General features: G+C 66.7%; 16 protein-coding genes and 1 rRNA gene. 14 read left to right on the forward strand and 3 right to left on the reverse strand.

What is annotated here, in order from left to right:
• A partial coding sequence (locus tag RMO01_RS02200; RefSeq protein WP_309627417.1) for an NnrS family protein occupies positions 1-1,095 on the forward strand: 1,095 nt, incomplete at its 5' end.
• Between the two features lie 552 nt (positions 1,096-1,647).
• On the forward strand, positions 1,648-2,094 hold the full coding sequence (locus RMO01_RS02205) for a pseudoazurin (protein ID WP_309627418.1): 447 nt from the start codon (positions 1,648-1,650) through the stop codon (positions 2,092-2,094).
• 67 nt (positions 2,095-2,161) lie between these two features.
• Here the strand turns inward: RMO01_RS02205 and RMO01_RS02210 are convergent, their stop codons facing one another.
• Positions 2,162-2,863: a Crp/Fnr family transcriptional regulator gene (locus RMO01_RS02210; protein ID WP_309627419.1), complete on the reverse strand. Its 702-nt coding sequence runs from the start codon at positions 2,861-2,863 to the stop codon at positions 2,162-2,164.
• Between the two features lie 157 nt (positions 2,864-3,020).
• Between RMO01_RS02210 and RMO01_RS02215 the strand changes: the two genes are divergently transcribed.
• Both RMO01_RS02215 and RMO01_RS02220 read left to right on the forward strand, forming a co-directional pair.
• Entirely contained in the window at positions 3,021-3,707 is a 687-nt protein-coding gene (locus RMO01_RS02215) for a helix-turn-helix domain-containing protein (RefSeq protein ID WP_309627420.1), read from the forward strand.
• Positions 3,704-4,090 carry a response regulator gene (locus RMO01_RS02220; protein WP_309627421.1) on the forward strand — a complete coding sequence of 129 codons (387 nt, stop codon included), beginning with the start codon at positions 3,704-3,706 and terminating at the stop codon, positions 4,088-4,090. The genes RMO01_RS02215 and RMO01_RS02220 overlap by 4 nt, the downstream gene beginning before the upstream one ends.
• A 33-nt stretch (positions 4,091-4,123) precedes the next feature.
• On the opposite strand, the gene RMO01_RS02225 is transcribed toward RMO01_RS02220, so the two are convergent.
• The gene (locus RMO01_RS02225) at positions 4,124-4,426 is read right to left on the reverse strand and encodes a hypothetical protein (protein WP_309627422.1); all 303 of its coding nucleotides are present in this window, start codon (positions 4,424-4,426) and stop codon (positions 4,124-4,126) included.
• A 289-nt stretch (positions 4,427-4,715) separates the two neighbouring features.
• On the opposite strand from RMO01_RS02225, the gene ccoN reads away from it, so the two are divergent.
• The 8 genes from ccoN to ccoS are packed head-to-tail and all read left to right on the forward strand — an operon-like array spanning position 4,716 to position 12,314.
• Complete coding sequence (ccoN, locus tag RMO01_RS02230) at positions 4,716-6,203, forward strand: cytochrome-c oxidase, cbb3-type subunit I (RefSeq protein ID WP_409013029.1); 1,488 nt, start codon at positions 4,716-4,718, stop codon at positions 6,201-6,203.
• A 10-nt stretch (positions 6,204-6,213) separates the two neighbouring features.
• Positions 6,214-6,951: a cytochrome-c oxidase, cbb3-type subunit II gene (gene ccoO / locus RMO01_RS02235; RefSeq protein WP_309627423.1), complete on the forward strand. Its 738-nt coding sequence runs from the start codon at positions 6,214-6,216 to the stop codon at positions 6,949-6,951.
• Positions 6,948-7,121, forward strand: a complete 174-nt coding sequence (locus RMO01_RS02240) for a cbb3-type cytochrome c oxidase subunit 3 (RefSeq protein ID WP_309627424.1) — start codon at positions 6,948-6,950, stop codon at positions 7,119-7,121. Before ccoO ends, RMO01_RS02240 begins: the two co-directional genes overlap by 4 nt.
• Positions 7,114-8,016 carry a cytochrome-c oxidase, cbb3-type subunit III gene (gene ccoP / locus RMO01_RS02245; protein ID WP_309627425.1) on the forward strand — a complete coding sequence of 301 codons (903 nt, stop codon included), beginning with the start codon at positions 7,114-7,116 and terminating at the stop codon, positions 8,014-8,016. Before RMO01_RS02240 ends, ccoP begins: the two co-directional genes overlap by 8 nt.
• Positions 8,013-9,503 (forward strand): cytochrome c oxidase accessory protein CcoG, encoded by a 1,491-nt coding sequence (gene ccoG, locus RMO01_RS02250; protein WP_309627426.1) that lies wholly within the window; start codon positions 8,013-8,015, stop codon positions 9,501-9,503. The genes ccoP and ccoG overlap by 4 nt, the downstream gene beginning before the upstream one ends.
• On the forward strand, positions 9,500-9,988 hold the full coding sequence (locus tag RMO01_RS02255; RefSeq protein ID WP_309627427.1) for a FixH family protein: 489 nt from the start codon (positions 9,500-9,502) through the stop codon (positions 9,986-9,988). The genes ccoG and RMO01_RS02255 overlap by 4 nt, the downstream gene beginning before the upstream one ends.
• Positions 9,979-12,153: a heavy metal translocating P-type ATPase gene (locus tag RMO01_RS02260; RefSeq protein ID WP_309627428.1), complete on the forward strand. Its 2,175-nt coding sequence runs from the start codon at positions 9,979-9,981 to the stop codon at positions 12,151-12,153. Before RMO01_RS02255 ends, RMO01_RS02260 begins: the two co-directional genes overlap by 10 nt.
• Complete coding sequence (gene ccoS, locus RMO01_RS02265) at positions 12,150-12,314, forward strand: cbb3-type cytochrome oxidase assembly protein CcoS (protein WP_309627429.1); 165 nt, start codon at positions 12,150-12,152, stop codon at positions 12,312-12,314. The genes RMO01_RS02260 and ccoS overlap by 4 nt, the downstream gene beginning before the upstream one ends.
• A gap of 56 nt (positions 12,315-12,370) precedes the next feature.
• On the opposite strand, the gene RMO01_RS02270 is transcribed toward ccoS, so the two are convergent.
• Positions 12,371-12,538 (reverse strand): hypothetical protein, encoded by a 168-nt coding sequence (locus RMO01_RS02270; RefSeq protein WP_309627430.1) that lies wholly within the window; start codon positions 12,536-12,538, stop codon positions 12,371-12,373.
• Between the two features lie 598 nt (positions 12,539-13,136).
• On the opposite strand from RMO01_RS02270, the gene RMO01_RS02275 reads away from it, so the two are divergent.
• Positions 13,137-13,490, forward strand: coding sequence for a MarR family transcriptional regulator (locus tag RMO01_RS02275; protein ID WP_309627431.1), 354 nt, complete (start codon positions 13,137-13,139; stop codon positions 13,488-13,490).
• Between the two features lie 390 nt (positions 13,491-13,880).
• Positions 13,881-14,013: ribosomal RNA gene (locus tag RMO01_RS02280) — 16S ribosomal RNA — on the forward strand; the annotation flags it as partial.

The following is a 14,013-nucleotide window of genomic DNA, read 5'->3' on the forward strand; positions in this document are numbered from 1 at the left end:
CTGTGGGCGGCCCTTGCGGTTCCGATCTGGATCGCCTCCTTCACCCTCGGCGACGGCATGGTGGGCGCGACCGACGGCCGCGCCTGGCACATCCACGAGATGCTGTTCGGCTACCTCGGCGGCGTGATCGCCGGCTTCCTGCTGACGGCCGTGCCCAACTGGACCGGGCGTCCGCCGATGACCGGAGCCGGCCTGGCCGGGTTGTTCGCCCTGTGGGTCGCCGGCCGCGCCGCCGGGTTCGCCCCGGCCGCCCTCGCGACACCCGCGGCCGTCGTCGATTGCGCCTTCCTGATTGTCTTCGCCGCCGTCGTCTGGCGCGAGGTGCTGGCCGCGGGCAATCGCCGCAACCTGCCGATCTGCCTGATGGTGACGGTGCTGGCCGCGGCCAATGTCGCCTTCCACCTGCAAAGCGTCTTTCCGGCCATCGGGCCCGGGGCTGAACGTGCCGCCGTGGCGGTGATCATCGGCCTCGTCGCCCTGATCGGCGGCCGGGTCACACCCAGCTTCACCCAGAACTGGACAAAGGCGCACGGGATCGCCGAGGGGCCGGCCGCCTTCAATCGCTTCGACGCCGTCGTGCTGGCGCTCACCGCCGTGGCGCTCGGCGCCTGGGTGGCGGCGCCCTGGTCGGCCCTGACCGGCATGGCCATGGTCCTCGCGGGCCTGTTCAATCTTGCAAGACTGGCGCGCTGGCGCGGCTGGCTGGCGCGTCGCGAGCCGCTCGTCTGGATTCTCCACGCGGGGTATGCATGGCTCGGTGTCGGCCTGATCCTGCTCGGACTGGCCGCTCTGGTTCCCGACGCCGTCCCGTTCACCGTCGGCGTTCACGCCCTGACCACGGGGGCCATGGGCGTCGAGACCCTGGCGATGATGACGCGGGCGACGCGGGGCCATACCGGCCGGCCGCGTGTCGCCGATCGCTCGACAATGGCCATCTACGTGCTGGTCCTGTCGGCGGCGGTCGTGAGGGTTTCGGCGCCCTTCCTCACGGACTGGACGGGCGCCCTGCTGGTGGTGTCGGCGACGCTGTGGGCGCTGGCCTTCGCGGGCTTCGTCGTCGCCTACGGTCCGATGCTGTGGCGCCGGTCGCTTTGACATTGCGCCCGCGCAAGGCGCCGGCCCCGGGACATGGGACGGGTCGGTCATGACCCGTCCCGCCACCGACTGCTGTGACCTGGCGATGTGTCCGACCGACCTCTGCTGTCATGGGGAATGCCACTGCTCGCCCTCCGCCCCCCGCGGGGGCAGGCTGATGCTGCAAGCCCTCGGGCTGGGCTCGGCCGGGCTGGCCATCGCCGACGCCCTCCGCCGGCGTGAACCTGTATTTGCTGGACCAGATGTCGGCCGCGAGCGGATTGTCGAACGCCATGGGAAATCTCCTTCGCGCGGAGGTTGGCTGATTCTCGCCGACGGGGGGTTGTCCAGGCGCAAGCACGGCCGTCCGGCCAAGTCTTCGCATAGGGGGCGGGCGGGTCGGATTTGCGTCCGCCTTGAGACACAGCGTTAGAATTGAAGTCCGTATTCGCCGCCTATCCGGTATTCTACGGAGGCCTGTGTTTGTTCGCCCGCAATGTTCCGGTGCCGGCAAAGGTTAGAACGGGACCATGCCGCGAACATCTCGCGCATTCACCTCCCAAGGACCTCGTCATGTTCCTGAAACTTCTCCCCATGGTCTGTGCAGCCGCTGCGTTGATCGCCGCCGCTCCGGCCGACGCCGCTGAACATACCGTACAGATGCTGAACCGCGGACCCGGCGGCGCAATGGTCTTCTCGCCGTCCGTGGTTCAGGCTCGGCCTGGCGACACGATCCGGTTCGTCCCCACGGACCCGGGCCACAACGCCGAGACCATTGCCGGGATGATCCCGGCCGGTGCGACCGTCCAGCGGGGTCCGATGGGGCGGGAGTTCGTCCTGCGGGTGACCGAGGCCGGTGTCTATGGCGTGAAGTGTGCGCCGCACTACAGCATGGGGATGGTCGCGCTGATCCAGGTCGGCCCGGCGGGTTCGAACCTTGCGGCCGTCCAGGCCGCTGCGGCGCGGACGCCTCCGATCGCACGCCGGCGGTTCACGGAGATGCTGACCCGGGTCCGCTGATCCGGTCGAGGGGCGCGGGAGGCCGGCTTCAGGGCCGGCCTTCAACCTTCCCGGCGGGGCCGGCGGATCAATCGGCGCCGCTTTCGGCCAAATGGCCCAGAGCGCGGGGATCCCGCACGATGATCCTGCGTCGCGTGCTGCCGGTCACACCCCGCTGGTCCAGCGCCGCCAGGGTGCGGCTGACCGTATGCAGGGTGGAGCCAGCCATTTCGGCGAGATCCTGACGGGTGATCGGAAAGTCGATCTCGATGCCGCCGTCAGTGGGCCGCCCGGCCTTCTCCATCAGGCGCAGCAGGGTGCGCGCGATGCGCTGTTCCACCCTTTCGCTTGTGAGTTCTCCCATACGGCTCTGTAGATCCAGCAGTCGCGTTCCGGCCGCCGCGGTCGAACGCAGGCCGATCTCGGGATACTTTCGGATCAGTTGCCGAAGGGCGGGGATGCTCCACCAGACCTCGACGCTGTCTACCACGGCGACCGCGTCCGCCGGAAAGGCCTGGTTCATGAGTGCGGCGACCGTGCCGTACATCTCGCCCGGGCCGATGAAGCGGAGCACAGACTGGCTGCCGTCAAGACGGGTCTGGACGATCTTGATTCTGCCTTCGAGCAGACTGTGACCGGTCACGCCCGGGTCCCCCTGGGCGAAGATGCGGACGCCAGCCGACAGCCGCCGGACTGCGCCCGCGGAGACGACGGCCTGAAGCGCCCCGGTGTCGAGGCCCGCGAACATTTCCGAGCGCCTCAGGATCTCGATGTCGAAGGCTATGGGCATGGAGCGGTTCTGCGGGCCGGCGAGGGTGACGGCATTTCACCAGAGCCCCCGCCGGGAGCGCGGTCGACTCCGGTAAACCCCCTAGGGGGCACTCCGGAATACCGGCGCGCAGGAGACGCGTCCTAAAAGTCCGGCCTCAAGTTCATCGGATCGCTCCATGCCTGCTCTCCGCATCTGCGACATTACGGCCCGGTCGATGCCGACGGCGCGAGAGGAAACGCCGGATTGCCATCTGTGCGCGGTCTTCACGAACGCTTCGCCGGCCCCTCGATCACCGTTCGCTCCGGGTGACCAGTTGTTCCGGCAAGGCGATCCGGCGCGGCTCGTCTATCGCGTCCTGAAGGGGGCGGTGGTCAGCTACCGTCTTCTCAGCGACGGGCGCCGTCAGGTCACCGCCTTTCATCTGCCCGGTGACTTCGTCGGCATCGAAGCCGGGGTCGAGCACGCGACCGCCGCCGAGGCTTTGAGCCTTGTCCAGGCGTCAGCGATCGAACGCGGCGAATTGGCCGAACGCGCCGTTACGGACATGGGGCTGGCCCGCGCCCTTTGGCAGATCACCGTCCGCGCCGTGCAGCGAAGCGAGGGCCACGCCCTGATTCTCTCCCGTCAGGCTGCAACCGAACGTGTCGCCGCCTTCCTGCTCGATTTCGCGGCGCGACTTGGACACCCGGAGGTGATCGACCTGCCGATGACCCGGCAGGACATCGCCGATCATGTCGGTCTGACCATCCACACCGTCTCGAGGACCCTGTCCCAACTGCAGGCCGCCGGCCTGATTGAAGCGCGCTCGACCCGCCAGGTTCGCCTTCTGCAACGCGGCCGCCTGGACGGCATCTGCGCGTGACGCCCGTGGCTTCCAGTGCGGCTCCGGCTGTCATTCTCGTCGACGATGACCCGGCCGTCGCTCACGCCGTAAAGTTCTCTTTCGACCTTGAAGGGCTGAACGTATGCAGCTTCAGGGATGCCGAAAGCCTGCTAGAGTCTGGCGAGCTGCCGAAACGGGGGTGTCTGGTCATCGACTACCACCTGCCGGGCCTGAACGGCCTGGATCTGCTCGACCGACTTCGTGCGAACGGCGTAGGCCTGCCGGCGGTTCTGATCACCACCAACCCGCGTCTGCATCTGCGGGCGCGGGCGGCGGCCTCGGGCGTGCCCATCATAGAGAAGCCGCTGCTTACGGACGCCCTGTTGACCGCCGTACGCAGCGCGCTCGTCTACCTCGACTAGCCCCGCCGCTGATCGCCGTGTCGCGCGGCGCAGTCAGCCGCGCGGAAGCGGCGCCTGGTTTCGCGGGCTCGCAGCGGACACAGCTTTCTGCGGAGCCGTGCGGTCCGCAAACAACACGACGCCCGAGGTGATGACTCCGGCGGACGCCAGCAGGCTGCCCGCAGACGCGACACACAGAATGCAATGGCGGGCGACCGGTCCGCACAGGGCCGCGGCAAAGGCCATATGTTCGGCCGCCGCGAAGGCGCAGGCCGCCGAAAGGGCGAACAGGGCGGAGCCGACCGTCATCAGGCCGATGCCGTACCCAGCTACATCCGCAGTGTCGTTGTGTCTCATTTGAACCTCTGGAACGGTTTGAGCCACGATTTTCAATCGACCGCTTTGCGCTAGCGCAAAGCGGTGGGCGGCGAGTGGGAGCAGGCAGGGCCCTCTCATGCCGGAGCCCAGCCGAATGCCGATCACTGTCTCACAGGACGCCGATACCTCGGGCGACGTGGTGGCCCTGTACCTGTTCCTGGGGGTCGCTGCGGTGGCGGCCCTGCTGGCGACCGCCTTCACCGACGATGCTGCCTTCCGCTTCCATGGCTATATTCTGATGGCGGCCTCGGTCGTGGCGCTGGCCGCCATGACCATCGGTGTCGCCAGCGGACGCTTCCGGTCGGATCCCGGCCGCTACGAGGACGGAGTGATCCGCGCCGGCGTGATCGCCACCATGTTCTGGGGCGTGATCGGCATGACGGTCGGCGTCTTCATCGCCGCCCAGCTTTCGTGGCCGAACATCTTTTATCTTCCCGAGCACGGCTGGCTCAATTTTGGGCGGCTGCGGCCCCTGCACACCTCGGGCGTGGTCTTTGCGTTCGGCGGCAACGCCCTGATCTGCACCTCCTTCTGGGTCGTACAACGGACCTGCAAGGCGCGGCTGGCGGGGGGAATCTGGCCGTGGTTCGTCTTCTGGGGCTACCAGCTGTTCATCGTGCTGGCGGCCACGGGCTATGTCTCGGGCATCACCCAGTCGCGCGAATATGCCGAGCCTGAATGGTACGTCGATATCTGGCTCACCATCGTCTGGGTCGCCTATCTGCTGGTCTTCCTCGGCACGATCTGGAAGCGCAAGGAACCCCACATCTATGTGGCCAACTGGTTCTATCTGGCCTTCATCGTCACGGTCGCCCTGCTGCACCTGGTGAACAATGCGGCCGTGCCGGTCGGCCTGCTCGAGGCGCGCAGCTATTCAGCCTTCGGCGGCGTCCAGGATGCGCTTGTTCAGTGGTGGTACGGGCACAACGCCGTCGGCTTCTTCCTGACCGCCGGCTTCCTGGCCATGATGTACTACTTCGTGCCCAAGCGGGTCGAACGACCGGTCTATTCCTACCGTCTGTCGATCGTCCACTTCTGGTCGCTGATCTTCATCTACATCTGGGCCGGCCCGCACCACCTGCACTACACGGCCCTGCCGCAGTGGGCGCAGACCCTGGGCATGACCTTCTCGATCATGCTGTGGATGCCTTCGTGGGGCGGCATGATCAACGGGCTGATGACCCTGTCAGGCGCCTGGGACAAGCTGCGCACCGATCCTGTCGTGCGGATGATGGTGGTGGCTATCGCCTTCTACGGCATGGCGACCTTCGAAGGGCCGCTGATGGCGATCCGCACGGTCAACGCCCTGTCTCACTACACCGACTGGACCATCGGCCATGTGCATTCCGGCGCGTTGGGCTGGGTCGGCTTCATCAGCTTCGGCGCGATCTACTGCATGGTGCCATGGCTGTGGAAGAAGGACCGGCTCTACTCCAACGCCCTGGTGGAGTGGCATTTCTGGATCGCGACCACCGGCATCGTTCTCTACATCAGCGCGATGTGGGTCTCCGGCATCATGGAGGGCCTGATGTGGCGCGAGTACACGCCCGACGGCTTCCTCGCCAACAGCTTCATCGAGACCGTGTCGGCCAAACACATCCAGAACGTCATCCGCACCGTCGGCGGCCTGATGTTCCTGAGCGGCACGCTCATCATGTCCTACAACCTGTGGCGAACGATCCGCATGCCGTCCTCGCGCACGTCCGCGAACGTGCCGGCGACGACGATCGAGCCGCAACTCCTGCCGGCCGAGTGAGGATCGCACCATGTGGAAGAAACACGCGAAATTCGAGCGTCACTCGCTCTGGCTGGTGATCGGCATCGTCATCGTGGTGTCGATCGGCGGCATCGTCGAGATCGCCCCCCTGTTCTGGGTCGAGAGCACCATCGAGGAGGTGGAGGGCGTCCGTCCCTACACGCCGCTCGAGCTGGCTGGCCGTGACATCTACATCGGCGAGGGCTGCTATAGCTGTCACTCGCAGATGATCCGCCCCCTGCGCGACGAGGTCGAACGCTACGGTCACTACAGCCTCGCAGCCGAGAGCATGTATGACCATCCGTTCCAGTGGGGGTCCAAACGCACGGGCCCTGATCTGGCGCGGGTGGGCGGCAAATACTCCAACGAATGGCACGCCGAGCACCTGGGTGATCCCCGATCCGTGGTGCCTGAATCCAATATGCCTCCCTACCGGTTCCTTGCTGATCAGGATCTGGATCTGCACGCCATTCGCGCCAAGCTCGTGGCGATGCGGGCGGTCGGGGTGCCCTATACCGATGATCAGATCGAGAACGCCGATGCCGACGCCCGGGCCCAGGTTGACGTCTACGCCAGCGAGACCTCGGCCCTGCGTGGACGCTACGGGCCCAAGATCGTCCAGGGGGATTTCGACGGCGATCCCGAGCGTCTGACCAAGATGGACGCGCTGATCGCCTATCTGCAGCAACTGGGCACGATGGTCGATTTCAGCACCTATCAGGCCGAAGATCCGGACAACATGCGATGAGCGGCCTCGACTACGAAACCGTGGCGCGGTTCGCTCAACAGGGCGGCCTGATCTACTTCGGTGCGATCTTCATTGCCGGGCTGACCTATGCCCTCTGGCCGAAGAACCGCGAACGCTTCACCCGACTTTCCCGCCTCCCGCTCGAAAAGGACGAGGACGACCATGTCTGAGAACGAGCGCGACGATCACACCGGCGTCGAGACGACCGGTCACGAATGGGACGGCATCAAGGAACTGGACAATCCCCTGCCACGCTGGTGGCTATGGATCTTCTACGCCTGCATCGCCTGGTCTATCGTCTACTGGGTCCTGATGCCCGCCTGGCCTGGCCTCAACGGCTACACGCGCGGGCTGCTGAACCAGTCTGACCGCGGCGACGTCGTGAGCGAGCTCAACGCGCTTCAGGCCCAGCGCGGCCGGGGCGAGGCCATGCTGGTTTCGGCCAGCCTGCAGCAGATCGAGGCGGATCCCGACCTTCAGGCCCATGCCCTGGCCATCGGTCAGTCCGTCTTCGGCGACAACTGCGCCAGTTGCCACGGTGTTGGTGGAGCCGGGGCCAAGGGCTATCCGAACCTCAGGGACGATGTCTGGCTGTGGGGCGGGTCGCTGGAAGAGATCGAACACACCCTGCAGGTCGGGATTCGTTCCGGCCATGCCGATACCCGGATGTCCATGATGCCGGCCTTCGGCCGCGACGGGCTGTTAACGGGTGCACAGATCGGCGACCTGACCGAATATGTCGTCGCGCTTTCGGGGCGTCAGGCGGACCGTGCCGCTGTCGCCCGTGCCGCCCCGCTCTTCGCCGAGAACTGCGCGGCCTGCCACATGCCCAACGGGACGGGCATACGTGAGCTGGGGGCCCCCAACCTGACCGACCGCGAATGGCTGTATGGCGGGGAGCGGTCGGCGATCACCGGACAGCTCACCAACACCCGCAACGGTGTCATGCCCATGTGGGGAAACCGGTTGTCGCCGGGGGTGATCAAGGCCTTGGCCGTCTATGTCCACGTCAATGCGGGCGGGGGGGAGCCCTCGCTGGTCAAGGTTGAAGCCCCCGCGCCATGACCATCATCATCGACCGGACCCGTGAGAAGCCCGCGTCTGCGGGCCCGGTTTCGGTCGCCGAGCGGCAGCGCGAGAAGGCCAGGCCCAAGGGCCTTTATCAGCCTCGGGCGCCGATCTATCCGAAGCTGGTCCATGGCCCGTGGCGCTGGCTGAAGTGGGTTCTGCTGATCGTCATGCTGGCGATCTACTACATCACGCCCTGGATCCGCTGGGAGCGTCCCGGCGCCTTGCCGGACCAGGCGGTGCTGGTCGATTTTGCCGGTGGGCGGTTCTACTTCTTCATGATCCAGCTCTGGCCGCAGGAGGTGTATTTCATCACCGGCCTGCTGGTGATTTCGGCGCTGGCCCTGTTTCTGGTGACCGCCCTGTTCGGGCGGCTGTGGTGCGGCTACGCCTGCCCGCAGACGGTCTGGACGGACCTCTACATCTATATCGAGCGTATGTTTGAGGGCGACCGCAACGCCCGCATGCGGCTGGACGCCGCCCCGATGTCGTTCAACAAGCTGTGGCGCAAGGCCGGCAAGCACGCCGTGTGGATCGGCGTCGCCTTCGGCACCGGCGGGGCGTGGATCTTCTACTTTCACGATGCGCCGACACTGATCCGGACCTTCTGGGTCGGGACCGCGCCGATGACGGCCTATGTCTCGTGCGCCATCCTGACCTTCACGACCTACGTCTTTGCCGGTCATATGCGCGAGCAGGTCTGCACCTATATGTGCCCGTGGCCGCGCATCCAGGGGGCCATGCTGGACGACGAGTCGTTCCAGGTGACCTATCGCTACGACCGGGGCGAGCCCCGTGGCCCGCACAAGAAGACCGAGACCTGGGAGGGCCGGGGCGACTGCATCGACTGCAATCAGTGCGTCGTCGTCTGTCCGATGGGCATCGACATCCGCGACGGCGCGCAGCTGGAGTGCATCAACTGCGGCCTGTGCATCGACGCCTGCAACGAGATCATGGACAAGGTCGGGCGGCCTCGCGGCCTGATCGCCTATGACACCGACGCGGCGGTCGCCGCCCGAAGCTGCGGTCAGAAGCCGACGCACAAGCTGGTGCGGCCGCGGACTCTCTATTACGGCCTGGCTCTGGCGCTGGTCGCGGGCCTGATGATCTGGGGCTTCGGCACGCGTCAGCAATTCGGCGTCCATGCCCTGCGAGACCGCAACCCCGCCTACGTGCGGCTGCACGATGGCGCCGTTCGAAACGGCTACACGCTGAAGATCGCCAACCACGGGTTCGAGCCCGCGACTATCGAAATCCGCTACGTCGGCGTTCCCGGAGCCGTGATGCGAATTCCGGGTCAGTCGGGCGCCGATCCGCTTCGCGTCGAAGTCGAGCCGAACCGCATCACCTCCCTACGCATCTTCGTCACCGCTCCGGCCGACCGGATCGCCGACGCCGGTCGTCCGGCGGCGTTCGAAATCCGCTCGGGCGATCAGACGCTGACCGTCCGAACCGCCTTCGACTATGGGGACCAGACCCGATGACCGCCTCCGCTCGCCCCGCAAGGCCGCCGTTCACCGTCAAGGGCTGGCACGTCGGCGCGGCCGTCACGGCCTTCTTCGCCCTGGTGATCGGCGTCGACGCGGGCTTTCTGGTGCTGGCCTACCGGTCGCACCCGGGTCAGGTGGCGGCGCGGCCCTACGAGACCGGGCTGATCTATAACGCCGAGCTCGAACGGCTTCGGGCCCAGGATGCTCTGGGCTGGCGCGCGGGGGCGGCGGCGCGAGCGGGCGGACTGGACGTGCTGCTGCAGGATCGGAGCGGCCGGCCGCTCACCGGCCTGCGGGTTTCCGCGACCCTGCAACGCCCGGCCACCGAGCAGGGCCGCACCGAACTTTCGCTGAACGAGGGTGAGGCGGGTCAGTACGCCGTCGACCGCACCCTCTCAGGAACCTGGGACGCGCGCATCGTGGCCGTTGACGGAGCCGGCCAGCGATTCATCGCCGAGCGGAGGCTGACATGGCCCTGACCTTCGACGCCGCCCATGCCCCGGACATGTCCGCCTTCCTGCGGCGGCTGGACGACGGCCGGGCGAGTCTCGACCTGCTGGTCACGGGCGCGCGCTGCGCCGGTTGCATCTCGAAGATAGAACGCGTGGTGTCAGGCCTGCCCGGAGTTGAATCCGCGCGCCTGAACCTGTCGACCGGCCGGCTCGCCGTCGGCCTCGCCAACGCCCGGGTCGATCCGGCGCGGATCATCTCGGCGCTGGACCGGCTCGGCTATCCCGCGACGCCGTTCGATCCCGGCGCGGCCACGGTCCAGCGCGATCGGGAAGGCCGCCGGCTGATCCTCGCCCTGGCCGTCGCCGGCTTCGGCGCGATGAACGCCATGATGTTCTCGGTGCCGATCTGGGCCGGCCTCTTCGATCAGGAGCTCGGCCCGGCGACACGGACTATGATGATGTGGATGTCGGCCGCGGTCGGCGCGCCGTGCGCCATCTTCGCCGGCATGCCGTTCTTCCAGTCGGCGTGGCGGTCCCTGCGCTCCCGGCGGGCCAATATGGACGTTCCGATCTCCGTCGGCGTGATCCTGACGCTGGGGATCAGCTTCTCGGAAACGATCCTGAATGGTCGGGACGCCTATTTCGATGCGGCCGTCTCTCTGCTGTTCCTGTTGCTGATCGGACGCTGGCTCGACCATGTGCTGCGCGCGCGGGCGCGCGGCGCGGCCGGCGATCTTCTGGCGCTGCAGGCCTCCGCCGCCCGCGTCATCGATGCCGAGGGCCGCGAACGGTCCGTTCCGCTCGGCGACATCCGGCCGGGCGACATCCTTCGCGTCAGGCCCGGCGACCGCATTCCGGTCGACGCGACGCTGGAGGAGGGAGAGGCGCTCCTCGACAACAGCCTGCTCACCGGCGAGGGCGTCCCCGAGCGGGTCAGGCCGGGCGAGCTGTGCCGCGCCGGCGCCGTCAACACCGCAGGCCTGCTGACCGTGCGCGCCCGCGCCCGGTCGGAGGACTCCACGCTCGCGGCGATCGCCCGGCTGGTCGAGGCGGGCGCCCAGTCGCGTTCGCGCTATGTCCGGCTCGCGGATCGGGCGGCCGCCCTCTATGTGCCGGTGGTTCACGCGGCGGCCCTGGCGACCTTCGCCGGCGGCTGGGCCTTGGGTCTGGACCCGCGCGAGGCCCTGATCCGGGCCGTGGCGGTCCTGATCGTCACCTGCCCCTGCGCTTTGGGTCTGGCGGTGCCGGCGGTGCAGGTCGTGGCCTCGGCGCGGCTTTTCCGCCGGGGCGTGCTGGTCAAGTCGGGAGCGGCGCTGGAGCGGTTGGCCGAGGTCGATCACGTGGTCTTTGACAAGACCGGCGTGCTGACCGGGGGGCGTCCGGCCCTCGTGGGCGCGTCGCCGGCGGTCATCGCCCTGGCGGCCCCTCTGGCCCGCGCCTCCGGTCATCCGATGGCCCGCGCGATCGCCCGGGCGGCGGGGGACGGTCCGTTGGCCACCGAGGTCGTCGAACACGCCGGACTGGGCGTGGAAGGGCTGATCGACGGGCGCCGGGCCCGACTTGGCCGCGCGACTTTCGTCGGCGTTCCGACCCTGCGTGCGGGCGAGACGGAGTTGTGGTTCGGCTTCGAGACCGGAACAAAGGTCCGGATGGAGTTTTCGGACGTGGTCAGGCCGGACGCCGCCGCCACGATCGAGGCGCTGCGGCGTCGGGGGATCACGGTGGAGATCCTCTCGGGCGATCAGGCCGGAGCTGTCAGTGCGGTGGCCGATTCGGTCGGCGTGCCGGACTGGAAGGCCGGCCTGCTGCCTCACGAGAAGGCCGAGGCGATCGACGTCCTGGCCGCAGCCGGCCGTAAGGTGCTGATGGTCGGGGACGGCCTGAACGACACCGCCGCGCTGGCCCGGGCCCATGCCGCCATCGCGCCGGGCTCCGCGCTTGAGGCCAGCCAGAACGCCGCTGACATGGTTCTCACCCAGGACGGGTTGATGGCGGTGGTGGAGGCGATCGACGTCGCCCGTTCGGCCCGGCGCCGGGCGCTGGAGAATTTCGGCTTTGCGGCCCTCTACAATCTTGTCGCCGCGCCGGCCGCGATGCTCGGCCTCGTCAATCCGTTCGTCGCCGCCCTGGCGATGTCTGGCTCGTCACTGGTGGTCACGCTCAACGCGCTGCGGGTGAGGGGGGGGCGATGAACATCATCTTGCTGCTTGCGCCGTTCTCGGTGCTGCTCGGGCTGGCGGCTGTGGCCGCCTTCGTCTGGACCCTGCGCTCGGGCCAGTATGACGATATCGAAGGAGCGGCGGTCCGCATCCTGATCGAGGATGAAGCCGACTCAGAAGCGGGCGGGCCGTAAGCCGGTCCGGAGCCGCACCGTGTCGGCTTTTTCCCTGCCCTGGAGCGTCCCTTTGGCTACGACCACACCGGCAGGGGCCCTTGAGACATGCCGCGTTCGTCGGCGCACCCGACTCCCAGCGCCTGGACGTCGGCCATGTCCAGCTGATGGGCCCATATGGAATTCAGCAGTGGGTCCCATGTGGACACCAGGCTTTCGCCTGCAGCAGGGATGGCGAACCTCATCTGGGTTGCCGCCCTACCTCCAATCGGGGTGAACGCGACGACCCACCCATGACAGTCAGCCAAGCCTTGGAGCAGGCGGCGGGAATCGAACCCGCACGAAAAGCTTGGGAAGCTACGCGTTTGGTAGTGAGGTCAATATGTTACGATCAAAACTGGGTTGGGAGCTGCTTGGAAGATCAATAACTTGCCCGTCCGACGCAAAACTTTTCGGGCTCTGTTCTGAGCTGTAGGACAGAAAGTTTCGCGGGGACGTTCTCTCGCTGATCGGCGATGGCAAGCGCCCGATGTCTGTCTGACTTCGCTGCCGCAACCGGCTATCGGGTGAATGGCTAACGGGCCCGTCGGCCCGTGAGCATAGACTTCGGGCCGGTGCTGCTCAAAGCGACCTCCGGCGCTCGCGGATCAACAAGTCGGAGCAGGGCAGGTCTGCGGCCTGCTTGTTGACTGGAAACAATCGGAGACTAGGCGGCCCCAAACCGGGGTCAATCCGATGTCTACCACCTCACCGTCCAAACTCACCGCTCATCTCGGTTACTGGGTCCGTCATGTGTCCATCCATGCAACCCACGGCCTAGGCGTCCGACTCGCCGGGGACGGGGTGACGGTCGCTGAATGGACAATTTTGCGCGAGTTGTTCGGTGTCGAAGCCGTCGCGCCAGGCAGACTGGCTGACGGGCTTGGACTGACTCATGGCGCGATCAGCAAATTGGCGGACCGCTTGATCGACAAAGGACTGGTCGCCAAACGTGAACACCACTCCGATGGCCGTACCCACTCGCTTTTTCTCACCTCCGACGGCGAGACATTGGTCCCGCGACTGGCTGCGATTGCCGACCAGCATGACGCCGACTTCTTTGAGAGCTTCTCCGACGAGGAACGGGAGACGATGGAACGTCTCCTGAGACGCCTTGTCGAGCGTCGCGCCCTTCGGCCGATGCCAGGTCCGCAATGAGCCTCGCGCCCAGACCCCCCCCACATTCCCGCCGCCCGATACTCCACCGTTCGCTGACTTTTTTACGCGATCCGTAAAAGGCCGCTTGACCGGAAAGCGCCCCGCGCCTAAATCCCCGCCTCCGCCGCGCACCGGCGTTAAACAGTGCGGCCCGGCAGAGCCGGCTCGGTCTTTGACATTGTAGATTTGGAAAGAGAAACGCAGGCGGCGGTGTCCTAGCGATGACCAGTAATGGTCATTATGACGATACTGACACTCTGCGGTCTTTTTGAAAGATACAACCATGTCGGTTGGCCTTCGGGTCGACCGAAGTGGTTCTCGTCAAGAATACGTAGAACTAATGCCCACCGGCCTTTCGAGGTTGGTGATGCTTTAGTCAGATAGTCAACTCAACCTGAGAGTTTGATCCTGGCTCAGAGCGAACGCTGGCGGCAGGCCTAACACATGCAAGTCGAACGGACCCTTCGGGGTTAGTGGCGGACGGGTGAGTAACACGTGGGAACGTGCCTTTTGGTTCGGAATA

It is taken from the genome of Brevundimonas sp., from assembly GCF_031412435.1.
Taxonomy (GTDB): domain Bacteria; phylum Pseudomonadota; class Alphaproteobacteria; order Caulobacterales; family Caulobacteraceae; genus Brevundimonas.